Origin of the sequence: Flagellimonas lutimaris, from assembly GCF_051494225.1 — a bacterium.
In the GTDB taxonomy this organism is placed as follows: Bacteria; Bacteroidota; Bacteroidia; order Flavobacteriales; family Flavobacteriaceae; genus Flagellimonas; species Flagellimonas lutimaris_A.
Genome location: NZ_JBNPYE010000001.1, coordinates 645,357 through 671,326, shown reverse-complemented (window position 1 = coordinate 671,326; position 25,970 = coordinate 645,357). Strand labels below are relative to the sequence as shown.

At 35.5% G+C, this 25,970-nt stretch carries 25 protein-coding genes; 14 read left to right on the top strand and 11 right to left on the bottom strand.

Annotated features, from left to right (window positions below; translation table 11 throughout):
- Positions 1-37: 37 nt before the first annotated feature.
- A complete protein-coding gene (locus tag ACQQ5U_RS02990; RefSeq protein ID WP_437395456.1) occupies positions 38-676 on the bottom strand; it encodes a GntR family transcriptional regulator in 639 nt (212 codons plus the stop codon).
- 86 nt (positions 677-762) lie between these two features.
- Between ACQQ5U_RS02990 and ACQQ5U_RS02985 the strand changes: the two genes are divergently transcribed.
- Positions 763-2,349, top strand: a complete 1,587-nt coding sequence (locus ACQQ5U_RS02985; RefSeq protein ID WP_437395455.1) for a trehalase family glycosidase — start codon at positions 763-765, stop codon at positions 2,347-2,349.
- Between the two features lie 6 nt (positions 2,350-2,355).
- On the opposite strand, the gene ACQQ5U_RS02980 is transcribed toward ACQQ5U_RS02985, so the two are convergent.
- Positions 2,356-2,826 (bottom strand): hypothetical protein, encoded by a 471-nt coding sequence (locus tag ACQQ5U_RS02980; RefSeq protein WP_437395454.1) that lies wholly within the window; start codon positions 2,824-2,826, stop codon positions 2,356-2,358.
- Positions 2,827-2,974: 148 nt separating this feature from the next.
- Here ACQQ5U_RS02980 and ACQQ5U_RS02975 point away from each other — a divergent pair, with 148 nt between their 5' ends.
- The 3 genes from ACQQ5U_RS02975 (at position 2,975) to ACQQ5U_RS02965 (ending at position 6,169) form a co-directional block, all read left to right on the top strand.
- A complete protein-coding gene (locus ACQQ5U_RS02975) occupies positions 2,975-3,763 on the top strand; it encodes a hypothetical protein (protein WP_437395453.1) in 789 nt (262 codons plus the stop codon).
- Between the two features lie 103 nt (positions 3,764-3,866).
- Positions 3,867-5,237, top strand: coding sequence for an aldehyde dehydrogenase (locus tag ACQQ5U_RS02970; RefSeq protein ID WP_437395452.1), 1,371 nt, complete (start codon positions 3,867-3,869; stop codon positions 5,235-5,237).
- 131 nt (positions 5,238-5,368) lie between these two features.
- The gene (locus ACQQ5U_RS02965; protein ID WP_437395451.1) at positions 5,369-6,169 is read left to right on the top strand and encodes a universal stress protein; all 801 of its coding nucleotides are present in this window, start codon (positions 5,369-5,371) and stop codon (positions 6,167-6,169) included.
- A 640-nt stretch (positions 6,170-6,809) separates the two neighbouring features.
- Here ACQQ5U_RS02965 and ACQQ5U_RS02960 read toward each other — a convergent pair.
- From ACQQ5U_RS02960 to ACQQ5U_RS02935, 6 genes are all read right to left on the bottom strand, one after another.
- Positions 6,810-7,460: a hypothetical protein gene (locus ACQQ5U_RS02960; RefSeq protein ID WP_437395450.1), complete on the bottom strand. Its 651-nt coding sequence runs from the start codon at positions 7,458-7,460 to the stop codon at positions 6,810-6,812.
- 232 nt (positions 7,461-7,692) lie between these two features.
- Positions 7,693-8,094, bottom strand: coding sequence for a DUF6527 family protein (locus tag ACQQ5U_RS02955; RefSeq protein WP_437395449.1), 402 nt, complete (start codon positions 8,092-8,094; stop codon positions 7,693-7,695).
- Positions 8,078-9,283 carry a ThiF family adenylyltransferase gene (locus ACQQ5U_RS02950; protein WP_437395448.1) on the bottom strand — a complete coding sequence of 402 codons (1,206 nt, stop codon included), beginning with the start codon at positions 9,281-9,283 and terminating at the stop codon, positions 8,078-8,080. Before ACQQ5U_RS02950 ends, ACQQ5U_RS02955 begins: the two co-directional genes overlap by 17 nt.
- Complete coding sequence (locus ACQQ5U_RS02945) at positions 9,258-9,518, bottom strand: multiubiquitin domain-containing protein (protein WP_437395447.1); 261 nt, start codon at positions 9,516-9,518, stop codon at positions 9,258-9,260. Before ACQQ5U_RS02945 ends, ACQQ5U_RS02950 begins: the two co-directional genes overlap by 26 nt.
- Before the next feature lie 93 nt (positions 9,519-9,611).
- The gene (locus ACQQ5U_RS02940; protein ID WP_437395446.1) at positions 9,612-10,613 is read right to left on the bottom strand and encodes a helix-turn-helix transcriptional regulator; all 1,002 of its coding nucleotides are present in this window, start codon (positions 10,611-10,613) and stop codon (positions 9,612-9,614) included.
- Between the two features lie 8 nt (positions 10,614-10,621).
- A complete protein-coding gene (locus tag ACQQ5U_RS02935; RefSeq protein WP_437395445.1) occupies positions 10,622-12,577 on the bottom strand; it encodes a DUF2779 domain-containing protein in 1,956 nt (651 codons plus the stop codon).
- A 564-nt stretch (positions 12,578-13,141) separates the two neighbouring features.
- On the opposite strand from ACQQ5U_RS02935, the gene ACQQ5U_RS02930 reads away from it, so the two are divergent.
- The gene (locus ACQQ5U_RS02930) at positions 13,142-14,044 is read left to right on the top strand and encodes a DUF6268 family outer membrane beta-barrel protein (protein ID WP_437395444.1); all 903 of its coding nucleotides are present in this window, start codon (positions 13,142-13,144) and stop codon (positions 14,042-14,044) included.
- Between the two features lie 96 nt (positions 14,045-14,140).
- Here ACQQ5U_RS02930 and ACQQ5U_RS02925 read toward each other — a convergent pair whose 3' ends face one another.
- Together ACQQ5U_RS02925 and ACQQ5U_RS02920 are read right to left on the bottom strand one after the other, a co-directional pair.
- Positions 14,141-15,016, bottom strand: a complete 876-nt coding sequence (locus ACQQ5U_RS02925; RefSeq protein WP_437395443.1) for a hypothetical protein — start codon at positions 15,014-15,016, stop codon at positions 14,141-14,143.
- A gap of 253 nt (positions 15,017-15,269) precedes the next feature.
- Positions 15,270-15,482: a helix-turn-helix transcriptional regulator gene (locus ACQQ5U_RS02920; protein ID WP_437395442.1), complete on the bottom strand. Its 213-nt coding sequence runs from the start codon at positions 15,480-15,482 to the stop codon at positions 15,270-15,272.
- A gap of 200 nt (positions 15,483-15,682) precedes the next feature.
- Here ACQQ5U_RS02920 and ACQQ5U_RS02915 point away from each other — a divergent pair, with 200 nt between their 5' ends.
- Positions 15,683-15,910 carry a hypothetical protein gene (locus ACQQ5U_RS02915; RefSeq protein ID WP_437395441.1) on the top strand — a complete coding sequence of 76 codons (228 nt, stop codon included), beginning with the start codon at positions 15,683-15,685 and terminating at the stop codon, positions 15,908-15,910.
- Positions 15,911-15,925: 15 nt separating this feature from the next.
- Here ACQQ5U_RS02915 and ACQQ5U_RS02910 read toward each other — a convergent pair whose 3' ends face one another.
- Complete coding sequence (locus ACQQ5U_RS02910) at positions 15,926-17,248, bottom strand: hypothetical protein (RefSeq protein WP_437395440.1); 1,323 nt, start codon at positions 17,246-17,248, stop codon at positions 15,926-15,928.
- A 375-nt stretch (positions 17,249-17,623) separates the two neighbouring features.
- Here ACQQ5U_RS02910 and ACQQ5U_RS02905 point away from each other — a divergent pair, with 375 nt between their 5' ends.
- The 8 genes from ACQQ5U_RS02905 (at position 17,624) to ACQQ5U_RS02870 (ending at position 25,864) form a co-directional block, all read left to right on the top strand.
- Positions 17,624-18,838 carry an FG-GAP repeat domain-containing protein gene (locus ACQQ5U_RS02905; RefSeq protein WP_437395439.1) on the top strand — a complete coding sequence of 405 codons (1,215 nt, stop codon included), beginning with the start codon at positions 17,624-17,626 and terminating at the stop codon, positions 18,836-18,838.
- 247 nt (positions 18,839-19,085) lie between these two features.
- On the top strand, positions 19,086-19,700 hold the full coding sequence (locus ACQQ5U_RS02900) for a TetR/AcrR family transcriptional regulator (RefSeq protein ID WP_437395438.1): 615 nt from the start codon (positions 19,086-19,088) through the stop codon (positions 19,698-19,700).
- A 1-nt stretch (position 19,701) separates the two neighbouring features.
- Positions 19,702-20,952 carry a TolC family protein gene (locus ACQQ5U_RS02895; protein WP_437395437.1) on the top strand — a complete coding sequence of 417 codons (1,251 nt, stop codon included), beginning with the start codon at positions 19,702-19,704 and terminating at the stop codon, positions 20,950-20,952.
- A 10-nt stretch (positions 20,953-20,962) separates the two neighbouring features.
- On the top strand, positions 20,963-21,856 hold the full coding sequence (locus ACQQ5U_RS02890) for an HlyD family secretion protein (RefSeq protein ID WP_437395436.1): 894 nt from the start codon (positions 20,963-20,965) through the stop codon (positions 21,854-21,856).
- Positions 21,857-22,759 (top strand): ABC transporter ATP-binding protein, encoded by a 903-nt coding sequence (locus ACQQ5U_RS02885; RefSeq protein WP_437395435.1) that lies wholly within the window; start codon positions 21,857-21,859, stop codon positions 22,757-22,759.
- A gap of 69 nt (positions 22,760-22,828) precedes the next feature.
- Positions 22,829-23,557, top strand: a complete 729-nt coding sequence (locus tag ACQQ5U_RS02880) for an ABC transporter ATP-binding protein (protein ID WP_437395434.1) — start codon at positions 22,829-22,831, stop codon at positions 23,555-23,557.
- A complete protein-coding gene (locus ACQQ5U_RS02875; protein ID WP_437395433.1) occupies positions 23,554-24,660 on the top strand; it encodes an ABC transporter permease in 1,107 nt (368 codons plus the stop codon). Before ACQQ5U_RS02880 ends, ACQQ5U_RS02875 begins: the two co-directional genes overlap by 4 nt.
- 85 nt (positions 24,661-24,745) lie before the next feature.
- Positions 24,746-25,864, top strand: a complete 1,119-nt coding sequence (locus tag ACQQ5U_RS02870; RefSeq protein WP_437395432.1) for an ABC transporter permease — start codon at positions 24,746-24,748, stop codon at positions 25,862-25,864.
- Positions 25,865-25,970: the final 106 nt, after the last annotated feature.

Below are 25,970 nucleotides of genomic sequence, written 5' to 3'. Positions count from 1 at the left end.
ACGAAATTAGGGTTATTTTATTTTGATAATCAGAAGATTAACCTTTTTTAACGTTGATTTGTCCTCCAATATGATCTAGAATGGACATCCAATGCATACGTAATATTAATGCTGCTGTAGGGACATTATCTTCTTGGATTGCCTCGACTACAGAACGGGTTTGAATGCTCAGATTTTTAAAGAATTCAAAGTCTTGGATAAAATCATATTCATAAAAATGAAGCCTTAGCTTAAGATCTTTCAAAATTTGCAACAACACCTTGTTGGTAGCGTGCTGTGCCAAATGATTATGAAATTTAAATCGTGCCGTAAGTCCTTCAGCAAGACTCTCCGAAGCTTCCATTTCCGATTGAAGTTGCTTCAAAATGGTCATTTCATGCAGATTGAACTCAGAATGCTCCAATGCCATCACCTCTAACTGGGCAACAATTTCTATGAGGTTCTTCACCTCGGGTTTTGAAAGTTTTGCCACCATAAAACCCCGATTGGGAATAGCTTGCAATACCTGAGCATGCTCTAACTGACTCAATGCCTCACGGATAGGGGTCACGCTAATGCCCGTAGCTCTCGAAAGTGCCGCTAGATTTACAGTTTTGCCTACTTTTAATTCCCCATTTTGAATCTGTAGCAACAAATGTTCCTTAATTTTGTCGCGCAATACAACTCTCGGTCCCATAGTACTAAAATAAAAATCGTATACGATTTAACGGGTTTCTATTGCACTTATTATTCTATATTTAGCCTAATTTAAAATTGAATACAATGAAAAAAAGGTTGCTGGGAGCACTCCTGTTATTGTTCATCATAGGTTGTAAACAATCGGAAACAACTACAAAGGAATCTGTAAGCCTATATGAAACAGAGCTGTTCAAAGAGGTGCAGATGTCCGCCATATTTGAAGATTCAAAAACTTTTGTGGATTTAGTACCTAAAAAGGATATAGCAATACTTGAAGAAGAATATCTTAACAATAAAGATAATCAGGGATTTAAATTAGAAAATTTTGTTCTTGAGAATTTTGAGAACAAGTCTCTAAAAGGGCTTCAATTTGAACTGGACACTATCCAAAACATGTACGGCCATATCTCCCATATGTGGGATATTTTAAAGCGAAATCCAGATAGTGTTTTTGCCCATTCTTCCCGTATAGCACTTCCGCATAAATATATTGTTCCGGGAGGTCGCTTTCAGGAAATTTATTATTGGGACAGCTATTTTACCTTGGAAGGTTTATTAGTGGATGAAGAAGAAGAAATTGCCAAAAGCATGGTAGATAATTTTGCTTTTTTAATTGATTCCTTAGGATTTATACCTAATGGCACTAGAGATTATTACAAAACACGCTCCCAGCCACCCTATTTTGCCTTAATGGTAGATGCCATTACTCGCGACAATGAAAATTTAATAGTAAAATATCTGCCACAAATAACTGCTGAATACCAGTATTGGATGGAGGGCGCGGAAATAGGGGATAGTCTTAATCCTGTTAAACGGGTGGTGAACCTTAACGAAGGAAAAACATTGAATCGTTATTGGGATTCGGGCAACACGCCACGACCGGAATCCTATAAAGAGGATTACTTGTTGGCCCAAAATCTAACATCGGACTCCTTAAAACAGCGACTGTATAAAAATTTACGTTCTGCAGCGGCATCAGGTTGGGATTTTAGCACCAGATGGTATGGCGAAGCGGGAGGACTTGCTTCCACGGAAACCATTTCCATACTGCCTGTAGACCTTAACTGCTCACTTTATTTCATGGAAAAGAGCCTTGCCAAAGCAAACGGCATCAAAGGGGATGAGAAAGCTCAAAAACGCTTTTCAGAGTTGGCAGCTAGCAGAAAAGCTATCATTCAAGATTATTTTTGGAACGAAACCACTGGATTTTATCACGATTACAATTTTGAGGATAAAAACATGACCTCAAAACTTACCTTGGCCGGGGTAACCCCTTTGTTTTTTGAAATTGCTACCCTACAACAAGCAGAAAAAGTGAAAGATGTGATTATGAATACCTTTTTAAAAGAAGGAGGATTGGTTACTACTTTGGACCACAGTGGACAACAATGGGATGCCCCGAATGGGTGGGCACCGTTGCAATGGTTGACGGTCAATGGGTTATTGAACTATGGTTACGTGGATGAAGCCAAAGAAATTATGAACCGTTGGTTGACTCTCAACGAAAGAGTATATGCCAATACCGGAAAAATGATGGAGAAATATAATGTGGAAGATCAAACCTTACTTTCGGGAGGAGGGGAGTACGAAACTCAAGATGGCTTTGGTTGGACCAACGGTGTGGCCCTAGGCTTTAAAAAAATATTGGAGGATTTGGAACGACCGGATTAATACCAACTACCTCCGTTCGTAAACATACGTAGCGACTCCAGGCAATTCGCTGGCCACTACTTTGATCATGGTATTATTGCTCAATTGTAATGTTCCCAATAATGAACTACCTTGGAAAACAATTTCTACGCCATCGCTAGCCCAAGCGCCAGTGGCCTGGGACAAACCGGAACACTGCACAACATATTGGTTGTTGGTTATTGGGGTAAGATTAAAGTTTGATAATTCAAATTGATAAGTGGTGTCATCCTTTAAAACAATGGACCCAGAGATGCAATCTTCCTCATCCAATAAGTTTTTTGATGAGCTACCATCACCGTTAACATCCACAGCTGAACTTACATTGACCGCCACCAAATCCCAAGTCCCCACAAGCGATGCAGTAGAAAAACCACCATCATTGCCATCATCATCACTACACGAAATCATAAGTATCAACATAGAAAAGTACAGAGCAAACAACTTGAAATTTTTCATGGAATCCGTTTATTGGTCATGGTGAAAATAATACATTTTTTAGGAAAATCATTTTAAACACACCCGTATTTCATCGATCAGTATTGTTTAAACACACTAAATATTTCCGACAATCGTTAGTCCATCAGAAATACTTAACCAATTTAAAATGAAGAAACTTACCCAAAAAATCTTATCAATTGTCCTTATTAGCGTTACCCTGATTAGCTTCCAATCGTGCAGCGAGGATGCTATTCCCGGTGATGGCGAAAAACTAACCCAAGCAGAGTTACAGACAATTTTATCGACCGATGACATCGCTGGTATCGCTGATACTGCATTAGCGGAACTTTTTGCGGGCAATTCGGCCAAATCTTCCACAGCAAAGGAAGGAGATTGCTATACGGCAGAATATACCGAAACCGGATTTGTGGCTACATTCAACAATTGTGTACTCAACGGAACGGATAATGTAAATGGAACTGTGACCGTTACCTATGAAGTAGGGGAGGAAGCATCCTCTTTTACGGCAACCTATCAAGATTTTTATGTTGGCACTGTTAAAATAAACGGAACCAGATCTTACGAAATTACTGCAAGCGGTGACCAAACATCAATTTCATTTACGGTGGTAAGTGATATGTCCGTAGAAATGGAAGATGGTACGATCATTTCTGAAAACGGAACCAAAACATTCAGTATCATCTTTGGTGATAGCTTGGAAACTACTGTTTTTACAGTTTCTGGAAACTGGACCGTTATGGCCAATGGAAACACCTATGCAGTGGAAACTTTGGAAGACCTGCAGGGAAATGCATCTTGCGAACACCTAACCACTGGAGCTATGACGGTTTCCAAAAATGGATTGGCAGTTACAGTGGATTTCGGAAATGGTGAATGCGATAATATCGCCACTATTATTTATCCAAATGGAGCTACCGAAGAGATTACATTGTAGTCTTTTTAAAAAATATGGGAAAGCACCGGAATGTACCGGTGCTTTTTTTGTTTTAATAGGATGCTTTTTTCAGTTTGGTTATATTTAAGGAAACAATCAGTTTATGGTCAAACAATTGGTAGCGGCCCAAAATGAATTTTTTGCTACGCAAAAAACAAAGGAAGTCGCATACAGAAAGCGGTATCTTAAAAAGCTTCAACAGGAGATATTAGATCAAGAAGATGCCGTTTGTGATGCGTTATATGCCGATTTTAAAAAACCAAAATTTGAAACTTTGGCCACAGAGACCCAATTGGTTTTGGCCGAGCTGAAACATGCGATCAAAAACGTTAAAAGTTGGAGCGAACAGAATCGGGTAGGGGCTTCACTTCTAAATTTCCCCTCAAAGGAATGGATTCAACCCGAACCTTATGGCAAGGTACTCGTTATTTCACCGTGGAATTATCCGTTTATGCTTAGCATGTCACCTTTGATAGGTGCTTTGGCCGCAGGTAATACGGCAATCTTGAAACCTTCGGAATTTAGTCCGAACACCTCAAAAATTATAGCCCAAATTATAAGAAAAGTATTCCCGCCCGAATATGTTACCGTGGTAGAGGGTGGAGTAGAGGCTTCTACTGAATTATTGGCAGAAAATTGGGAGTATATCTTTTTTACGGGCAGTACCCGTGTAGGAAAGATCGTGTACAAAAAAGCAGCGGAACACCTAACGCCGGTCACTTTGGAACTGAGCGGAAAAAATCCATGTATTGTTGACGAAACGGCATCCATACCACTGGCGGCTAAACGTATTGCCTGGGGTAAATTGATCAATGCGGGACAGACCTGTATTGCCCCGGATTATATTTTGGTGCATAAAAGGGTTAAAAAGGCATTGGTGGATGGACTTAAAGCAAACATCACCCAGTTTTATGGTGAAAATATTGAAGCTTCCAACGATTTTGCACGGATTACCACAAGCAAGCATTATGAGGAACTTAAAACGATGCTTAAAGGTCAAAACCTTTTATTTGGGGGTAATTGTAATGACGACGACCAATATTTGGAGCCCACTTTAGTGGACGAACCCCAACAGGACAGTACCATAATGCAAGGAGAGGTGTTTGGCCCCATTCTTCCTATAATTTCTTATGAAGATGAAAGTGAATTGGACGAGTATATCTCTCGTTTTCCCAATTCCTTGGCATTTTATGTGTTCTCCAACAATAAAAAATTCCAAAAACGTATGATGCGTCAATATTCCTTTGGCGGAGGCACTATCAATGATGTTGTAGTGCACATCAGTAATAAAAATTTGCCCTTTGGCGGTGTGGGACAATCCGGGATAGGGGGTTACCACGGAAAATACTCTTTTGACCTGTTCTCACATCATAAATCCATAGTGAAAAGGGGTACTTGGCTAGACGTACCTTTACGATACGCACCTTACAATATTTCATTGAATTTGATAAGAAAGATTAAACATTTCTTTTAGTTTATTAATAAATATTTAATTTTAATGCTTTAAATGTATCAAAACCACATTTATTTATTAAGTAAAAGTTAAATAGCTGGAAAATAAAGGCTTTGATGTTATTTTTAAGGAAACGACTAACATCCACACCTATGAAAGCGAACCAAAAAAAATATCGTATCTCAGTATTGTTGGACATGTCAAAAAGTTCTGCGCTTGTATTGGAAAGTGCCGTGGAACTTGCCAAGAGAATGGACGGGTCCATTGAGGTTTTTCATGTAAAACCCACTACAAATATCATTAAGGGGGATAGCCAACTCTCCGCCATACGTACTCTGAACCAGGACGACCGTTCCACAAGAGCGAAAATCAAGGATTTTATTTCATCGATCGGCAAAAAGGAAAATTTGTCCATCAGCTACAAATTGGAATATGGGAATGTGAAGAACAGGGTACGGGATTATTTGGCCCTGCAAAAACCGGATATCTTGGTGTTGGGCAAACGTAGACCGATAATGGGTAGTTTCTTTGAAAGCATAACGGATTTTGTCATTGACAACGTAAGCGACACCAATGTGTTGATTCTTGGCGATGATCATAAATTCCATTCGTTTGAGGATATCAACTTGGGCATTTTTGGAACTGGATTCAAAGAAACCGATTTGGAAGTAATCCAGGATTTAAAACGGAATAGTGAAAAACCGGTAAGGCATTTTGGTATTTCTGATGATTCAGAAAGCACCGACCATGCATATCCTTGGCAAAAAACAATTAATTATACCTTTAGTAAAGGCGCCAATGCACTGGATGGATTGGTAAATTATGTTTCCCGGACCAATACACAGTTGTTGTGCGTTCCCAAAAAGAGTTCCAAAAACTTCTTGTTTGGAGCAAGCCGTTTAAAAGAGGTGGTTAGGAAAGCTAATGTACCTTTAATGATTTTGGGCAAATAATAGATAAAGGGGAGTATTTTTGCTCCTTCTTAAATATTCTATTTTACATAATGTAAATTATAGTACAAATGCTTATCTGGGTAAAACTGCGCCAATACCACCGTATTTGATATAATTGTAGATATGACTGCCTTTAGGCTCATATCGTCAACAATTATGTCATAGCAGTTTTACAAGCCAGGTTATTACTTTGCAGCATTCGTAAGCTATAATTTTCCATTATGTAAAATATCCCTCGTGTGAGCGTCATTGAATGAAATTTTCAACGGGGTCATGAATAATTCCAATTCGGTCTGCTTCGCACAGTTAGTTTTCATTTGTACCTATAATTTGTCGCTATGTAAAATAGCCGCTCGGCCAACAGCACATTGCTTTCATAAAAAGTAAATACCCAAGCATTTATTTTTATACGCAATTCTCAGCCACTTGGCCAGCGCCATTAAAAGCTCAGCTTTTCGTTTGAATTGAAACGTTTGGTTTCATTGTGATTTTGGAAAAGAAAAATTTCAGGGGAATCTCGTCAGCTTGTCGCAAAAAGCTTAAAATTTAGCGGAGCATAAATTTCTAAGCACTTGCTCAAATACTCCCCCAAATTTAAACTTATTTTTTGCTCCTTGAATATTATGTCAAATAGAAAAAACTATTTCACTTTAGAAATAAGCCCGTATACAGTATTCGAATCTTCTAAATCAGTCCTATAAGATTTGTATAGATATGTATTCTCATTTAAGACTTCAATAATTTCCACTTTAATCAATCCCCCTATTTTGTGTTTGTCCTTGGCTAGTGGGAGTTTAAGAGTTTTTAAAGTGTAAATATGGTCGGCAACCCAATTAATTTCATAAACTTGACGCTGGTCTTTAAATTCTGTTTTTTCAATTTGCTTCTTTTTCCTACGAACTATTTTAGTGTTTATGTAGGCTGGATTATGATATTTATATATCCCAGAATGAAAAGCCTTACATAGTTTCTGTTCCTCTTCGGATAATGATTTAGTTTTTAAATTCTCATTGACAAAATAGTAAACTTGCTGCCAACAATCATTTGTCATCTTCATTGGGTAAATCAATTCTGCTTTCTTAAAACTCTCTACACATCCCAGTTGCCAGCCCTCATCCTTATATGTTGATTTTTCTTGATTTACAACAATATTATAACGTTTACCCTCATCATCAACACAATAATCTAAAACCACAGTACCAACTCTTTCTACATTGTTTACAAAAACTTGGGAAAACATATTTGTAGTTCCGACAACTGACACTAAAATCAAAAAAAATATTCTATTCATTATATGTTGTTATTCCTTTTAAAGTGATTCCTTTCTTTTGCCTTGATGCAAAAGAAACAAAAAATCAAGAAGAAAATATGCTTCCGCGCGCCCTTTGTGTCTTATAGCTTCGCTATTTGGGCGTTTCACGCCCTTACACAAAGCCCAGGGCAATGGCGCTGCTGTGTTACCCACAAATTCACTCCCCTACCGGCCCGCATTTTCTTCTAGCCCTACAATGCCACAGGTTTAATTATAAGCCAACAAACTTTAATAACCTTCTAAACCAGTTTGGATTTTTAACCTGTCTCCTACCTTTCATTTCCTCATAATATTCAGAGTTTTCACGTCTTTCTTGTATTCGAACTTCTTCAATTTCAGAATTAGAATATGTTCTAGACCATTCGATTTTATTTCTTTTTATCCAATAATGAGATTTACACTTAGCTCCCCAGACTCCAACCGAAGGACTAAATGAAATAGTTTCTCCATCATAGGTGAAATTCCATTCCGAAGGGTCAATTGGAGTAACAATTTCTGTTTTACATCCACATGGGCATAAATGAATAGCAGTGTTGACACTTACCGAAATATAAATTATCCCCTCCTCTAATTTAGATGGAATTCGATCAACAAAATTAGGCACAATGGTCATTCTCCAAAAAATTGTGATCGTTAGTCGAATAGTACGTGAAATTTTCGTGGTTTTTATCTTGATAAAAACCAAAATATTTTTTCCATTTAATAACTGCTAAACAAGCATTTAGGGAGTTCAATTCTGCAATCTGAATATTCTCATTATAAAGATCATCCTCGGCATCTGAAAAATCTATACGGTTATTTTCTCTTAGAAAGTTTCTACAACCTTTCTTACTGGACACCACTTTCAACGTACCTATCAAGCTCTCATTATCGACTAATTCTACACTTATGCCCACATCTATAAATGGTTTATCTAATTCTTCTAATCTCTGAACAATCTTTTGTTTTATTGAACCTTCATCGAAGCACATGAAAACAAAATCTAAATCCTTTAAAAACCTTAAATCATCCGATGAAAAATAATCTGAATGATCAATTATCCCTTTTCGCATTTTAGAATATATCGCATGATAATAACTTGTTTTCTTCTGTTTTAAACTTATTTCTTCTTTTGATGCTGCACCCGGAGCTCTAAATGCATTATGTTGTAGAAAGTAATCACCATCAAAAAGATGAATTTCTTTAACTTCAGTCTTAGCAACTAAGTCTAAAATATATGAGCCTGTTCCTCCGAGACCTATAATACCAATCTTATACTCTTTTAATTTGCTACTTATCGAAACAATTTCTGCTCTGCTCGAATTTGTGTCAAAATAATTAAAAACGGATTCTTCTTCAGTTTCAACTAGATTAAAACTTCTAGCAGTAACCTTTGAATCAATTTCTCTCGCATGGGTCTCCATCATTTGCACATAATTTGTTACCAAATTGTAATAATTTTCAGGAACCTTTCCCTCAGGTTTTATTGAAAATGCCCAATTTGGCATTATCCCTTCGGCAATTTTAGTTCTTGAAGGCCTTCTTAATGGTTCGATTGGAATTCCATTAGAATAACAAGGAAGTTCACCAATAAAAAAAGCAACATGCGTAGTAGGCCTACCTGCTATCTCTTTAACACTTCCATCAACTTGTGTTTGAGACCTATTTAGCTGAGTTATCAAAATGCCCCTTTGAATTTCTCGATTTTCATTAACATAAGGTATATCATGAACAAATAAATGGCCATGATTAATCCTAATGTCAAATCCTTCGTCTCTTAATCTTTTTAAGTCTGGACTAAGACTTGTTATTTGGCTTTGCATTTATAATCATTCCATCTTTAACTTTAACATCCTTTGTTTTTGTGATTTCCCCTTTAGGCTCTTCATCAATACCTTTGGAATAAGTTATTATGTAATAAACCGTAGTTGATTCACTTACTCCTATTAATCCTAATACTTGATTAAAGGATATTCTTTTTTCGTTCCATTTGTAGTCTCTACCATTAATTGTTATGGTATACTCTTTGTTCTTCATAGAAGATTTTTCTTCACTCATGATATTTCATTTTATAATTTAACGTTACAAATAAACTACCACTAGGCGCAACCTACTTGCGCCACCTAAAAAAATAATTTTTCGTTTTATAACCTAGGATTTATATCTATCTATAGCCTTTTCAAAAGTCTTTAAAACCTTATTAGCAATAGGTTTAGGAGATATGATTGTAGCATCTGCCCCGTAACTGAAAATTTTTGAGTAAAACTCATAGGATGGCTTAACAACAACTTTTATAATAAAGCTATCATCATTATCTTCCAAAATTTCTTGGGTATTATGAATAGGAAGTGTTCTAAGGTAATTTCCTTGTTTTGGATTAAAATTAATAACAACCTCTATTGGTTTTTCATCTGAGACAGTAATCCCAAAAGAATATTTAAAATACTCCGAACTCTTAAATTCTACGGGGTCAAAATTATCATTGGTTGCCGTTATTTCAATGATTCTATCTAAAGCAAATGTTATTAATCTATCATATTTAGTATTTACTCCAAGTACATACCACATTTGCTTGTCTTCCTTTAGTAAAATAGGTTTAATCTTATGAATTTTAGAATTACCATCAAATTTTTGATATTCAATTTCAATAACTTTCCTTTTAGTTATTGAGTCAAGTATATCTGCCATTAATTCTATTCCTCGTATATGATGATGTTTCTCAACCTCTAATAGGGTTTCCTTTTCAAAAAGTTCTTTAGTTTTTGGGGAAATATTTGAATTTTCAATTACCTTCTTGACAGCATTTGAAATTTCATTAAAAATTGGGTATTCCTTATATTGTCTTACCGTTTTAACATAGAATAATAATGCATTAATTTCTTCCTCTTCTAACTCAATGGAAGGAAAAATATTTTCAGGTATTTCTTCGTAATAATAAGTTTTTGTTCTCTTATCATTCTTTATAGGTAAAAACAAAGCTAGTTCAGTATCATGTGCTAAATCACTTAAATCTTTTTGAATAGTTCGGATACTAACAGGAATACCCGCGTCATTGCATATTTCTGTAATTCTACTTGATTTATGCCTCCCTCCTCTTCTAAGGACACTATGAATAATTCTATACCTTTTTAATGCCTCTTTATTATTTGGCATAATCTAAATTAATATGTTAATTCTTTAAAATGTTCATAAACCATAACCATAGCTAAAGTATCTAACTCACAATATTTCAATAGAGCTGTACTCAATTCGTCAATTTCTTTTTGAGTCATATCTGTATATTGCATTTTGCTATATGTTGTCATTGCAGCTCCACCATCTGCAATTCCTTCTATTTCAGAAAGTGTATTTTCTAAAGCTTCTTCAGTCCAATTGTCAAAAACGGGAGGCAATAACTTATAAGGGTTTAATATATCCCCATTATCTTGTTTCAGCCATACATGATTATCCAAAAAATTCTTACTTGTTAGATTTATTTGTCCTATTGATTGAGAATACTTTTTTAACAAATAAGGACTTGAATTAATTGAAGCAGGTAAAACTTCTTTTAGTGAATTTGAACCTTTAGTAAGAGGATTATAATAATAACGTTTCTCTATGTCCCATAAGTCAATCATGTCTCTTTCTCCAAACCATTCTATTGCACTTCCACGTTTTGAATGAGAAATGGATTGAATAAAATCAATTAAGTCTTCTTTATCGGGTTCATTAGAATCTTTTAATTGAAAATAAATAGCGTTTAAAATTGTGTTTTCATGATGTGAGTATCTAAAAATTGTTCCTTTATAATTACTTAATGCATCTTTTAAAGCTCTTATAAATTTAAAGTTTGGGAATTCCCCTACCGTATTATTTATGTACTGATTAGCATGTTCTATTTTTCCATTTTCATGATAGATATGATGTGAAAATTGAAAAGCCACTTGTTCATAGGGTTTGAGTCCTTTATTAAAAGGTAATGCAGACATACTAGTTTCAAAATCAATAAAATGTAATGGAAACACAAACTTTTCCATTTCACTTATCATCCCATCTTTATCAACATAAATAGAAGCATCATTATTTACTTCTTTTTCTATCTGTAACCATTGTCTATGAGAAGTAGTTAATTTTTCTGCTTCCGTCTTTAAGCCAATATTATCTTTTGTCAAGTCTTTTTTGAAGATGATTCCCTCTTGAAATAATTTATTTCCTTTTCGGAAATCATATATATCAAATATATTCGGTTGATTAAATTCTTTCTCGCCCCAATCATGTTGTTTATTAAAACACTCGTTAAAACCAGATTTCAATTTTTCATCATCATCGCTTAACTTAAATTCACAATTTTTACAAGCACTAAAAGAAGTTGGCCAATTAGCATATGTTTTGCTTTCGTACAATTCTTTAAATAATGAAATAGATTCTTGAAAGGTTAAATCCTCAATATACCTATGCTTATTAGATTCGATATCCTCAACTATTTTTGTAATGTTTTTTCTTCCCAATACTGAATTACCTGTTTCTCCAACAGTACTAACTTTACTAATTATACCTGTACGTTTCTGCTCTTTTTTGGTAATTCTAAATAATTGATTTAACCCATTTATACTAGCCGTCTTGGTTTTATCCGCCATCATTATGAATGAACTTATTTTCCAATGTGGATAACATAATTGCATTACGTGTTTTTGATAAGCAACATCGAATAAGTAAGGCTTCCAACCTGCAAGCATTTTATTACTCTTACCTATGAATAGATAATCATCATCTGGATCAAATGATTTAGATTTAACCTCAATCAAATCAATATTATTACCCTTTTTTACTAGGATATCTGTTTTTATATATAATCCTTCAATTAGAAAAGCGGCTTCATAAATTATTACGTTTTCTTTACTTAAAAGATTCCGAGTTAAATCCCAAGCCTTTTCATATTCCCAAGTATCCTCATCAATTAAATGACCTCCAGGAAAATGCAACCTCGCAAGCTCTTCAACTTGAAATCCTCCTTGTGCCAAAGCCTCTAAAAAAGAATCTTCATTTTTAATATTAGCATAATCTTTATTATTTGTATAGTAAAGCTTATTTGGACATTCTAATCCAAGTTTAAATCTTGATTTTGATAATACTCTCATAATTTTCAATACTATTTGAACCAAAGTAAGGTAACTACAGTTTGGTTATGCTGAATAAATTAGTTGAGGGAGAGTTTAAAAATACCAAAAATTAACAAGTATTTAATTACGGTTTTTAGTAATTTTCAACAAGTTATGTACAATTCCATTCCACACACATTACCCTCCCCTCCTACCTCGGGTCGTGTAAAAAGTGTTCCATTATATTTTTAAGGAAGTTTTTAGATGAAATTTTTCAGGAAGTGCAGAATAAACTTTCGCTTTTACCAAAGCTCAAGTTACATAACGCGAGAACATTATAGTACACGTGACAATCTGGAAAGTCTAGTAGACTTTTTAGATTGGTGGCGAGACTTGTGCGGCTGGCTCTCTGAAGAATCTTTAGCGTCATAACTTTAGATTTTATGTAAAAGCAATTTGCGATAAACATTCGTTGTTTAATTTCCGCTGCACCATCTCACCGATAAATAAAATTATCCAATGGCAAGCGAATTACAGTTGTGTTTGTGCAAATCGACACATACCGACCGTGTATTTAATATAAAGGTTATATTAGATACGATTATGAAATATGTATTCGGTATTTTTTTTAGTTTTTCACTTGGTATTGGATATGCACAAAATTATTTTGACGTTGCCACTATTTCATTTACAACTACCACACCCAATCATTTTGAAATTTCTGATGCACAAACCACGGTTGAGGAATTTGCTTTAGAAGTAAACTATCCCATAGTTTTAAACGAAAAAAACATTTTACTAACGGGCCTTTATACCAATAAAACAAAGGTTGGTCTAGATGCTGATCATAACCGTTACAACCTAAATGCACTGAGCTTAAATTTTGGGATAAACACCATTTTAAACGATTCTTGGTCGGCAACATTCATGGTTTTTCCCAAGTTGGCTTCTGATGAGATTACGTTTTCTAGGGAAAACTTGCAAATTGCCCTTTTGTCGTTGTTCACCAATAAAAAGAAAGACGATCTTAAATTAAAATACGGTGTGTATGCCAATACCGAAAAATACGGAATGATCATCGTTCCTATTATGGGACTGTACTATTTGAGTGCCAATAAAAAGTTTGAAGCAAATTTGAATTTACCCATTGTAGCAGATGCCAATTATAACATATCCAATAAAATTTGGGTTGGGATGAAGTTTGATGGCCTAGGCACAACGTATAATTTAATGAATCAAAACTATAGTGTTAATGGGGCTTATGTTTCTAAAACTTCAAACGAATTGGTGGGTTATTTACGATTTCAGTTGAATAAATCCATTTACCTTAACGCTAAAATGGGTTATGCCATTAGTAGAAATTATAAAGTGTTTGATTCTGATGATAAAGTGAAATTTTCTATAGCTTCTCTATATTTTGGCGATAACCGAACACAGTTGAATGAACGCTTTACAGATGGCGCCATTTTTAAAATAGAACTTTTATATAGATTTCATTTTAATTAATGTGAGTACAGGAATAAATTCACCCCAACGCCAGCCCGCATTTTCTTCTGTCCCCTACCCTGTATTGGTTTGAATCATTAACTATGCACGGTTCTTTTAATATCCCCGCAATGCTTTTAATTCATCACCATAAATTATCTCATTCAACAAATAAGCTGGAACAACCGCCGCAATACCCAAATTTGTTACAGAGGCTGGGGTGTTTTTTGTTTGAACTACATTCAAAGGAACGTTGAGCCCAAAAAAACCAGACATCACACCAGCCAGCCTAGCCTTTTTATTGAAAGTAGGTGTAGTCAAATCTTCATTAAAGACATTTAAATCAAAAAAGACAGGTGCTCCACTATTGCCCCAATAGGTCATAGCTTCAATAAGGTACAAATCTCTCATTGCGCCATTCCAATAAACTTTTTCATCCGTTACCAGTGCAACTCTGCCAAATCTAACTATGGGATAGATTTGATTTTCCCCGGTATAAGAAGTAAATAGTCCTGTAAAAAAAGCTTCTGCCCCTTCATAAACTCTTAAACGTTCGTCATTATTATTAGAGAATATAATTTCTTTACCTATAAATCTAATATCGTATTTTGTAGGGTCTGGAACTTGATTAATCACCGCTAAATCCACAGATTCATCATTATGAAAGAAAACATTCTTTTTAGGTCCTTGTCTTTCTAAGGGTATACGTACATAACTCGATGAATTATTTAAATCATTGATTCTTATGTATATTGTATCTAAACGCTTATCATCCAATTGAATAACGTGTTTTGCAGTTGCAAAATACAAGTGGTTTTGTGTACTGTCTTGGCTATTAACAACTAAAAAGAATCCTGTTCCTTCAGGGTTGAACTTTTTTTCATCACTAGAAGAATAAATAAATCCAACAGATTTTTTAATTATTTCATATTTTGTTTGACCAATCGCACCAAATCCCATTAGTAAAAAAAACATGTAGCAAATCAATTTCATTTCTAACTTTTTTTACAATTTAAATAATAAATTTATTACAAAAAGAAGTCAACCTTTGAATAATATATTTTAGAAAATATTTTCGAGCTACCATTTAACAGCCTTCAATTTTTATGACAGGTATAATAACGGAGATGGGGACAATTTTCTAATCCCTGATAGATCCCTCAAAAAAACCCTAATACAAATTACCCACCTAGTTAATTTCTCTAGAAAAATGTAATTTAAAACTTGGGGGGATTTTATAAAAAATCTATTCTTTTTCTTTGGTAGGCACTAAAAGCTCTCTTATGTCCACATCAAGAATTTCCGCAATCTTCTTTAGATCTTTTAAATGCGGCTGAGATTTGTTATTACAAATTGAAGTAATTGTATTTGGATTTCGGTCAAGTTTAACCGCCAATTCCTTTTGGCTCATTCCCTTGATAACGAGCACTTCTTTAATTCTGTTTATTCGCTCAGACATAGTCTAAAGCTAGGAATAATCAAGGTTTGAGACAACGTTGAATTTCAACAAGTATTCACTAAAACAATATTAATATCGTTTTAAACAATATTAATACAATATAAAGCAATGAATTTTATTCTCGTTTTTATAAATAATAACTATATTTATATAGTTATTACCAGTATTTATACTCAATAAACAAATAGAATTGTCCCAAAATGAGCTTAAAAACAAAAGACCTACACCCCTTCCTCTCCTACTTTGAAGAATGTCACGAGGGAGATTTGCTCTCCTTTACCCAAAGTTTGGACAAGGCCATTTATATGTTCCACTACCTTCCAGCTGACACTTTTTCAGAAGTGGAACGCCAAAATGTTTGTCATGTACTTAAGGAACTCAAGGAAGCGGTTATGAAAATCCATCTTGAGCATAATAATTGTGCCTAAAACCCATTCCATACATTAGTTTTCTTCCTCCTCGTCATTATCCTCCTTTCCATTGACTTTTAAACTAAAACCTCCGACAAATCGAATAGAAAATTGAAATTGTGTATCTGTTAGTCCTTCAATATCGCTTCTAGAAGCCCCTCCAATCATTGGCATGGTAAACTCAGCTATAATATTGTTTAATCTAAAGCCAAAAGAGGGCTCCCAACCACTGAAATCTTTATCTGTTGTACCTAAAAATTGCTCTCGAAACGTGTCATTACTCTCCGAGGAAATGTCTCCAGTTATATTTCTAGAACTATAATTTAAACCCAAGCGTATACTGTACTTTCTTTTATTTTCTTCGTCTCTTATTTTATTGTTGGGAAGAAACTCATGAAAAAAACCAAATCTAAAGCTTATGGCTCCACCATATTTGCTGAGATTAGAAGTCTCGTCAGTATAATTCCATAAGATATTTGATGCATTCACCCTAACATTAGCACCACTTATAACTTTTGTAATCCAACTCCCATTTCTCCAAGTTAATTCTGGGTTAAAGAAAAAATTTGAATTAATAAATATGGATTGTTTGGGACTTACAGGATTAAGAATATATGTGCCAAAATTACGCTGATTTGTTACTACACCCATTTCATCCACATCAGCTCTTAATGAATCAACACTGGAAGCTACATTAATATATGCCTCCATATCCAGGCTTTCAAGAAACTTATTACGATACTCCTCTTTAATATGGCCATTAATGTCTCTCCTTAAAAAATAGCGCTCGAAAATAACACCCAGACCTGCCGAACCCTGAACCTCTTCACTTGCTTCACTTATATTTTGTTGCAAGTTTGCTGTACCAACAAAGTCAATATGGAACTGATTTGGCCCATCAGTTGGAATACCTTTTTTTAGAAAGACTTCCAATTTTTGATATTTAGCTTTATTAATTTGGTTAAATGGCTTATTCTCAACTATTAATTGGATGTCTATAACCACTTTACTTTTTCTATCTGGCAAAGAATCCCTCGTTATTTCCAAGAAAACGGTTTTTTCTTCCTCTAGCTCGGAAAGAGAGAATGATTCCGAATGTAGTTTGTAAAACTGATTATTTATGTCGGTTTCATCTTGATTTATCATTAAATTTAAGGTATACTCCCTCAAGTTCTCCTTAGATAAGTTTTGCGACTCAAATAATACGTTAATAGGTATAAAAAATCTTTTCTTCACTACTTGAACTTTAATTTCAGACGTATCAAATCCAACATTAAGTTCTATTTCTTTGCTTTGTGTTTGCGCTGTGATAAAAAGACAATTCAGAAATACGGTAGTTAATAGTAATGATTTCATAATTACAATATTTGGTTAGTGGATTCTTGATAATTATATAGTATTAGGTATAACCTTCTTAAGAATATTCTTGGCGGGGGAAGTAAATTGTAGGAAGTCAATAACTTGGAGAACAACAAGATAGCTATTGTATCTGAAAAACAATTGCACGAAATCCTTAAAAATTCTGGGGTTTTTATCCATTCCATACACTTCTACCTCCCCTACTCCCTTCGACTTCGCTCAGGACAAGTGAGGGGTCGGGAAAACAGTATTCATTACATTTTTTAAAAGAATGTCTTTAGTACAAGCGGTAATCAGGAAAGTCAGATAAACTTTAGAGATAGCCGAGGTACAAATAACTTATATTAGTAGCAAATCCCTAAAAAAACACCCATGTATAAGAAAATTATACTATTGTCCTTGGCCCTTGTTATTTTGCAGACTAGTCATGGTCAACAAAATGCGGAAAACCCTGTTGGTTCAAGTGCTTTCTACAAAGACGTTACTAAAACACATTTGCCTTACAAAGACTTACAATTGCTCAGCATGGATGCCGGGATTGCCGATTTGGACCACGATGGAGACATGGATATTTTAATTGCCAATGAGCACAGGCCCAACATTCTACTTATTAACGATGGAAAGGGAAGGTTCACTAACGAGAGTGCCCTACGGATACCTCAGGTAGCCCATGATAGTGAGGATATTGGCATTGCCGACTTTGATGGGGATGGCGACCTGGACATTTTCGTGGTCAGTGAGGACGACAAGACCAATGAGCTCTACGTGAACAATGGCGATGGCACTTTTAGGGATGGTGGGGACAGGATTCCAGTCACCGGAACCTCCAATTCCGTGGTGGTTTTTGATATAACTGGTGATGGCGCCCCCGATATTTTGATCGGAAACAATGGCCAGAACAATATCCTGATCAATGACGGAACGGGTCATTTTAAAGATGAGACCCTCGAACGGTTTGGTGCATTTGTGGATGTTACACAAGACCTTACCCTTGCCGATGTGGACAACGACGGGGACCAAGATGTACTCGTGGGCAATGAGGATGCCAATAGAATATTGATCAATACAGGAAATGGCTTTTTTGAAAATCAATCTTCCGATAGGCTCCCCTACCGCAGTGAACCCGAGGAAACCCGCGAAGTGGATGTAGCCGATATTGATGGGGATGGTGATCTGGACATTCTATATGGCAATGTTCAGGCTTTTGTGGACAATGCCCTGAGGCAGAACCGATTGTTATTGAACGATGGCAAAGGCTTTTTTACGGATATTACCGCCACCCATTTGCCCAAAGATGACAATCGTTGTTTTGGAGTGGCCTTTTTGGACATTGATAGTGATGGTGACCCGGATATCATGACCGGAAACACAAACGGTGCCCGGTTTGGCGGCAATACACCGTACAGCGTTTACCTTAACGATGGCAAAGGAAAGTTCATAGAAGCAACTGACAAGATTATTCCCAAGGGCATTGGCGGAAGAGGTTTTGATATCGATTTTGTGGATCTGAACGGCGATGGCATCAACGACCTTTTTTTGAGTAATCGCGGCTCACAGGATTTTCTGCTTTTTGGCATCAAAAAATAAACATTTTGTAAGATTGCCCCGTTCCATGCACGGTACCCTTCCCTTCTCCCTTCGACTCCACTCAGGACAGGCTCGGGTTCGGCAAAACAGTATCTTCAGTAACTTCCTATAAACTTCACTGTTTAATTTTCACCCCAACATCAAATCAGGCTAATCCTTAAGAAACGGCCGGTCGGTAAATTTTTTGGGGATTCTTGTCAATTATTTTTATCTTTGTTAACCAAATGGTTAAACTTTATGGTTAATTATGGCAAAAACTAAAGACGAAAATACGGAGGAACAAATACTAAAAGCAGCCAAAAGCATATTTCAAACTAAGGGCATGGATGGTGCTCGGATGCAGGAAATAGCCGATAAAGCAGGGATCAACAAGGCAATGTTGCACTATTATTACCGTAGCAAGCAATTATTGTTCGAAGCCGTTTTTAAAAATGCATTTTCATTGTTGGCACCTCAATTAAACGCTATTCTTAACGACGATTCTTCCATTGAAGAGAAGGTCAAAAAATTTACATCAAACTATATTTCATTTATAAGTAAGCATCCATACCTACCAAACTTTATCATTCAAGAGCTTAATCGCAACCCTAATTTTGTTTTAAGCCTGAAGGAAAACAAAAATTTCCCAAATATTGAAAAATTCAAAAAACAGGTAGATGAGGAAGTCAGCAAAGGCATTTTAAAACCCATTAGTGCCGAACAATTATTTATTAACATAGTGGCACTAAATATTTTTCCATTCGTGGCAAAACCTTTGATTATGGCATTTACCAATATAAATGATAGTGCTTACAAACAGCTTCTAGAAGAGCGTAAAACCGAAGTCGCAAATTTCATTGTCAATTCCATAAAGAACCCATAAAATGAAACGCTTATTACTGTTAATTTTAAGTATCACCTCACTTACAGGACTTGCGCAACAAAGCATTACGTTGGAGGAATGCTACAACTTGGCAACTAAAAACTATCCATTGGCCAAGCAGTCACAACTACTGGAATCACAATATGAACTGGATGCCGATGCCATTTCCACGGCAAAATTACCACAGCTAAATCTGGATGCGCAAGCCACTTATCAATCTGATGTGACCAAAGTGCCTTTCCCAAACTCAACTATTCAGCCCTTGAACAAAGACCAATATCGCGCCATAGTATCGGCAAACCAATTGATTTATAATGGTGGCTTGACCAAAGCTTCGTTAAAAGTGAAATCTGCACAACTTAAAGCGAAACAAAAACAGATTGAAGTCAATTTATATCAATTAAAACAACAAATAAACCAACTGTATTTCTCTATTTTACTATCACAAGAGTCAGAGTTATTATTAAAAGCCAAACAAACACAATTAGAAGCCAAACTAAAAGAGGTCGAATCCGGAATTAAATATGGCGTTATTTTACCTTCTTCAGATAAAGTATTGAAAGCCGAATTATTAAAAATAAACCAAAAGTTTCAGGAGCTGGAAAGCAATAAAATGACTCTTATAGAAACACTTTCAAGCCTAATGGACAAACCAATAGACGCTTCTACCCTATTTAAAAACCCACTCATAGAAACACAGATTCAAAATGATTTGAACAGACCTGAGTTGGAGCTATTTCAACTTAAAAAAGAGGAAATACAACGTTCGGAAGCATTGATTTCCAAGCAAAACGCACCAAAATTACTTGGTTTTGCAAATGGTGGTTATGGTAACCCGGGATTGAATATGTTGGACAATTCGTTTCAGGCATTTTATACCGTTGGCTTAAAATTACATTGGAATATTTTTGATTGGAACTCCAACAAAATGCAACGTGAATCGCTTGCCATCAATAAAGATATTATAGATACTGAAACCGAAACTTTTAAGCTGAACACTACTATCGAACTGGATAAGCAACAAAAAGAAATAGAGAAAATAAAAGCTATAATAGTATCGGACAAAGCTATAATCAATCTTAGAAAAGAAGTGTTACAGACCGCAGATTCCCAACTTGAAAATGGCGTCATTACATCTTCGGCATATATCACAGAACTGACTAATTTATATGAAGATGAAAACAATTTGGTAAGACATAAAATCCAGTTACAACTGGCAAAAGCAAATTACAATGTCATTAAAGGACAATAAATACAAACAGATGAAAAAGGACAACTATATAGTAGGGATATGCCTTATGGCAATAAGTTTGTTTTCTTGCAGTGATTCTAATGGTAAAGCAGATGGCTACGGGAATTTTGAAGCCACAGAAATAATCATTTCAGCTGAGAACAATGGAAAATTGATGCAGTTTGATGTCAATGAAGGTGACGTGCTCAAAAAAGACCAGTTTATTGGTTATATCGACACAATTCCCTTAGCACTGAAACGTGAGCAATTACAGGTTTCCAAAGAGGTGATTGGTTCAAAATCCAAGGGGGTCTTGTCGCAGATTTCAGTTTTAAATGCAAAATTAAAAACCGCCAATACCAACAAAACCAGGGTTGAAAATTTAATCAAAGGTAACGCTGGAACACAAAAGCAATTGGATGATATTGATGGTGAAATAAATGTGATTAAAAATCAAATTAGAAGTGTTGAAATTCAGAATGCGCCCGTTGTCAATGAATTGAAAAGTATCGATGTACAACTCAAGCAAATCAATGACCAAATCCAAAAAAGTAAAATTATAAACCCAATAAATGGAACTGTTTTAAGCAAATATGCGGAACCTAATGAAGTGACGGTTTTTGGAAAACCATTATATAAAATAGCCGATATGAACACCATGCAATTGCGTGTTTATATAAGTGAAAAACAACTGGGAAATGTAAGGATCGGTCAAGAAGTCACTGTAAAAATTGATGATGCAGACACAATGAAATCCTATAAAGGGATTATCTCCTGGGTGGCTTCAGAAGCCGAATTCACACCAAAAATCATTCAAACAAAAGAAGAACGTGTCGCTTTGGTCTATGCTGTAAAAGTAGATGTTTCCAATGATGGGAGTCTAAAAATTGGCATGCCTGCAGAAATGTGGCTAAATGATCAATAAATGAGCATCTCGGTTTTCAACATATCAAAATCTTACAAAAGTGTAAATGCCTTACAGGACATTTCCTTTGAAGTTAAAAAGGGAGAACTCTTCGGACTTATAGGTCCTGATGGTGCAGGCAAGACAACACTTTTTCGCATTTTGACGACACTCTTATTTGCTGATAAAGGTACAGCAACGGTTGCTGGTTTTGATGTGGTCACACATTACAAAAGCATTAGAAACAGTGTTGGTTACATGCCCGGAAAATTCTCATTATACCAAGATTTAACCGTGGAAGAAAACCTTGAGTTTTTTGCTACCATTTTTGGAACGACCATCAAAGAAAACTACGATTTAATAGCAGATATCTACACACAGATTGAACCTTTCAAAAACCGTCGCGCTGGCAAGCTGTCCGGTGGTATGAAACAAAAACTGGCGTTATGCTGTGCATTGATCCATAAACCAGAGGTATTGTTTTTAGACGAACCAACCACAGGTGTTGACCCAGTGTCCCGAAAGGAATTTTGGGACATATTAAAACGCCTGCAACAAAAACATATTACTATTTTGGTCTCCACACCTTATATGGACGAAGCTGCTTTATGTGACAGGATTGCATTGATTCAAAATGGGAAAATTCTTGAGATTGATACACCCGAAGCTATAGTAAAACACTATCCAAAACCAATCTATAACATAAGTTCAAATAATATGTATCAGCTCATTATTGGTTTAAACGACTACGAACACAGTCACAGTGTTTATCCTTTTGGTGAGTTTGTGCATTACACAGATAGCAGAACAGACTTTGACCCGAAGGAGTTAAAAGTGTATTTGGAATCGAAAAATCTATCCAATATTATCATTGAAAAAACAAAAGCGACCATTGAAGATACTTTTATGGAATTAGCAAAATAGATGTCAGTTCGAGTGAAGTCAAGGACTATAGGGCATCGTGACCGCACTCGATGAGGCAATGCAAGAATTATGAATACAAACAAGGTCATACAAGTAGAAGGTTTAACCAAAATGTTTGGGGATTTTACAGCTGTAAATGCTATTACATTTGAAGTTGTCAAAGGTGAAATCTTTGGCTTTTTAGGAGCCAATGGCGCAGGAAAAACAACTGCTATGAAAATGTTGATAGGTATTTCAAACCCGACTTCTGGAAAAGCCAATGTAGCAGGGTTTGATGTGTACACACATACGGAGGATATTAAGAAGAATATTGGTTATATGAGTCAGAAGTTTGCCTTGTATGATGATTTAACCGTGAAGGAAAACATCACCTTTTTGGGGGGTATTTATGGATTGTCCAGAAAACGGATAAAAGAAAAATCGGATACCTTAATTGAAGAATTAGGATTGCAGAATGTTGCCAATACATTGGTTGGCTCGTTGCCTTTGGGCTGGAAACAAAAATTATCATTTTCGGTGGCCTTACTGCACGACCCTAAAATTGTTTTTTTAGACGAACCTACAGGTGGTGTTGACCCAATTACCAGACGTCAATTTTGGGAGCTTATTTACAAAGCGGCCAACCAGGGAACCACTGTTTTTGTTACCACACACTACATGGATGAAGCCGAGTATTGCGATAGGGTTTCCATTATGGTCAACGGGAAAATAGAAGCCTTAAATACGCCAAATGCGCTTAAAGAGCAGTTTAAAGCTACTACTATGAACGATGTATTTTTAAAATTGGCAAGAGGATGAAACGCTTTATAGGATTTATAAAAAAAGAATTCTACCACATCTTTAGAGATAAGCGTTCGTTGTTTATACTGTTTGGGATGCCCATTGCACAAATTTTGCTGTTTGGTTTCGCCATTACCAATGAAATCAATAATGTGGATATCGCCATTTTGGACCATTCCAAAGATGCCACCACAAAGGAAGTCATCGATAAAATAGCTGCTTCAAAATACTTCAGCATCAAACAAATGGTGACGCAAGAAGAGGATATTGAATCGGTATTTCAAAAAGGGCAAGTGAAAGCGGTTTTAAATTTTGAAAAGGACTTCAGTAAAAACCTAATCAAAGAGCACAAGGCAACCGTTCAAATAATTACAGATGCCACTGACCCAAATACGGCAAACACTATAAGCAATTATGTAAATGCCATCCTTAGGCAGTATCAAACGGAGCTCAATAAAGAGGTTGTCCTTGCTTACCAAATAATTCCGGAAACACGAATGGTTTACAATCCGGAATTAAAAAGTGTATATATGTTTGTACCAGGTGTAATGACGATTATTTTGATGTTGGTTTCGGCCATGATGACCTCTATTTCCATTGCAAGGGAAAAGGAATTGGGCACCATGGAAGTTTTATTAGTGTCGCCGTTAAAACCAATTCAAGTCATTGTAGGCAAGGTGTTCCCATATATATTTCTATCCATAATAAATGCGGTAGTTATTGTCCTTTTAAGCATTTTTATCTTTAAAATGCCTATTCAGGGAAGTTTGATGTTATTGGCATTGGAGAGTATACTCTTTATTATAAGTGCCTTGTCATTAGGAATTTTAATCTCAACCATTTCAGCAACCCAACAAACGGCAATGATGATTTCCTTAATGGGTCTCATGCTTCCTGTAATATTACTTTCCGGATTTATTTTTCCCATTTCAAGTATGCCATTGCCATTGCAATGGATCAGTAATATTATTCCAGCCAGATGGTTCATTATCATCATTAAAAGCATTATGCTCAAAGGTGTGGGATTACAGTTTATATGGAAGGAAACCCTGATATTGATAGGTATGACCCTTTTTTTTATTGTAATAAGTGTGAAGAAATATAAAATCAGGTTGGAGTGAAAAAATAAAGCTGTCTCGTTAAATGCAATCGAGACATTTATGATAAACAATCTAAAAAGAAGTTCCTACCTGCACAGAAAGTTATATGAAAACCATTCTATACATCATACAAAAAGAGTTCAAGCAAATCTTTAGAAATAAAGGCATGCTTCCTATTATTTTTGTGATGCCGCTGGTTCAACTTATTATTTTATCAAATGCCGCCACATTTGAAGTAAAAAATATCAAATTCGGTTATATAGATAACGACCATACGCCAACATCAAGAGCCTTGATTGAGAAGTTCACTGCCTCAACATATTTTAATGTACTAACAGATTTTCCATCTGAAAGATTGGCCAGTTCCGCAATGCTCAATGGCGAAGTCGACGTTTTGTTGGAAATTCCACAGTATTTTGAGCGTGACTTTCAAAAAGAAAAGTATATCAGTTTAGGGGTGACAATTAATGCCATTGATGGGGCAGCAGCTGGCATTGAAAATGTATATATCACTCAAATTATTCAACGTTTTAACCAGCGTTTAAAAGTTGATTTGCAACCTTCCAATAAACTGGGACAGCCAACAAGCATAAACACGATTCCTTTATTTTGGTATAACAAGACATTGAATTATAAAACCTTTATGGTTCCTGGTATTTTGGTTTTGTTGGTGACCATGATAACATTGTTCTTATCGGGAATGAATATAGTCCGTGAAAAGGAAATAGGGACTTTAGAGCAAATTAACGTGACGCCAATTAAGAAAGGTCAATTTATTATTGGGAAATTATTTCCGTTTTGGGTCATTGGATTGGGTTTATTGACCATAGGTTTAATTATAGCTAAGCTTATATTTGATGTACCCATAATTGGCAGTTTACCGCTAATGTATTTATATACTTCCATTTATATTTTAGTGGTTTTAGGAATCGGTTTATTTATTTCAAATTTTACTGAAACGCAGCAACAAGCCATGTTTATTGCATGGTTTTTTATGGTGATTTTTATTTTAATGAGTGGTTTGTTTACTCCCATTGAAAGCATGCCAAAATGGGCTCAAATTATTACAGAATTCAACCCGATCAAGTATTTTGTAGAAGTGATGCGAATGGTGATGTTGAAAGGTTCTGGATTTATGGATATTCTTCCGCAATTATTAAAAACATTACTTTATGCTTTAATCATGAATGGTTTGGCTGTTTGGAGTTATAAAAAAACCATTTGATTTTATATCAATGTCGAGGGGAATTACGGATAAAAGTAAAGGAATGATCTATATAAATCCATTCTAACACTTAAAAACACCTAGTGGTCTTGTCGTACAAAAATAA

Bases quoted from the DNA above. Each gene is read 5' to 3' on its own strand.
- ACQQ5U_RS02925 (WP_437395443.1), bottom strand. From the start codon at position 15,016: ATGAAATTGATTTGCTACATGTTTTTTTTACTAATGGGATTTGGTGCG.
- ACQQ5U_RS02945 (WP_437395447.1), bottom strand. From the start codon at position 9,518: ATGAGTGAAGAAAAATCTTCTATGAAGAACAAAGAGTATACCATAACA.
- ACQQ5U_RS02920 (WP_437395442.1), bottom strand. From the start codon at position 15,482: ATGTCTGAGCGAATAAACAGAATTAAAGAAGTGCTCGTTATCAAGGGA.
- ACQQ5U_RS02890 (WP_437395436.1), top strand. From the start codon at position 20,963: ATGAAAAAGGACAACTATATAGTAGGGATATGCCTTATGGCAATAAGT.
- ACQQ5U_RS02935 (WP_437395445.1), bottom strand. From the start codon at position 12,577: ATGAGAGTATTATCAAAATCAAGATTTAAACTTGGATTAGAATGTCCA.
- ACQQ5U_RS02990 (WP_437395456.1), bottom strand. From the start codon at position 676: ATGGGACCGAGAGTTGTATTGCGCGACAAAATTAAGGAACATTTGTTG.
- ACQQ5U_RS02975 (WP_437395453.1), top strand. From the start codon at position 2,975: ATGAAGAAACTTACCCAAAAAATCTTATCAATTGTCCTTATTAGCGTT.
- ACQQ5U_RS02880 (WP_437395434.1), top strand. From the start codon at position 22,829: ATGAATACAAACAAGGTCATACAAGTAGAAGGTTTAACCAAAATGTTT.
- ACQQ5U_RS02905 (WP_437395439.1), top strand. From the start codon at position 17,624: ATGTATAAGAAAATTATACTATTGTCCTTGGCCCTTGTTATTTTGCAG.
- ACQQ5U_RS02940 (WP_437395446.1), bottom strand. From the start codon at position 10,613: ATGCCAAATAATAAAGAGGCATTAAAAAGGTATAGAATTATTCATAGT.
- ACQQ5U_RS02930 (WP_437395444.1), top strand. From the start codon at position 13,142: ATGAAATATGTATTCGGTATTTTTTTTAGTTTTTCACTTGGTATTGGA.
- ACQQ5U_RS02915 (WP_437395441.1), top strand. From the start codon at position 15,683: ATGAGCTTAAAAACAAAAGACCTACACCCCTTCCTCTCCTACTTTGAA.
- ACQQ5U_RS02980 (WP_437395454.1), bottom strand. From the start codon at position 2,826: ATGAAAAATTTCAAGTTGTTTGCTCTGTACTTTTCTATGTTGATACTT.
- ACQQ5U_RS02895 (WP_437395437.1), top strand. From the start codon at position 19,702: ATGAAACGCTTATTACTGTTAATTTTAAGTATCACCTCACTTACAGGA.
- ACQQ5U_RS02885 (WP_437395435.1), top strand. From the start codon at position 21,857: ATGAGCATCTCGGTTTTCAACATATCAAAATCTTACAAAAGTGTAAAT.
- ACQQ5U_RS02970 (WP_437395452.1), top strand. From the start codon at position 3,867: ATGGTCAAACAATTGGTAGCGGCCCAAAATGAATTTTTTGCTACGCAA.
- ACQQ5U_RS02985 (WP_437395455.1), top strand. From the start codon at position 763: ATGAAAAAAAGGTTGCTGGGAGCACTCCTGTTATTGTTCATCATAGGT.
- ACQQ5U_RS02960 (WP_437395450.1), bottom strand. From the start codon at position 7,460: ATGAATAGAATATTTTTTTTGATTTTAGTGTCAGTTGTCGGAACTACA.
- ACQQ5U_RS02965 (WP_437395451.1), top strand. From the start codon at position 5,369: ATGAAAGCGAACCAAAAAAAATATCGTATCTCAGTATTGTTGGACATG.
- ACQQ5U_RS02950 (WP_437395448.1), bottom strand. From the start codon at position 9,283: ATGCAAAGCCAAATAACAAGTCTTAGTCCAGACTTAAAAAGATTAAGA.
- ACQQ5U_RS02900 (WP_437395438.1), top strand. From the start codon at position 19,086: ATGGCAAAAACTAAAGACGAAAATACGGAGGAACAAATACTAAAAGCA.
- ACQQ5U_RS02875 (WP_437395433.1), top strand. From the start codon at position 23,554: ATGAAACGCTTTATAGGATTTATAAAAAAAGAATTCTACCACATCTTT.
- ACQQ5U_RS02955 (WP_437395449.1), bottom strand. From the start codon at position 8,094: ATGACCATTGTGCCTAATTTTGTTGATCGAATTCCATCTAAATTAGAG.
- ACQQ5U_RS02870 (WP_437395432.1), top strand. From the start codon at position 24,746: ATGAAAACCATTCTATACATCATACAAAAAGAGTTCAAGCAAATCTTT.
- ACQQ5U_RS02910 (WP_437395440.1), bottom strand. From the start codon at position 17,248: ATGAAATCATTACTATTAACTACCGTATTTCTGAATTGTCTTTTTATC.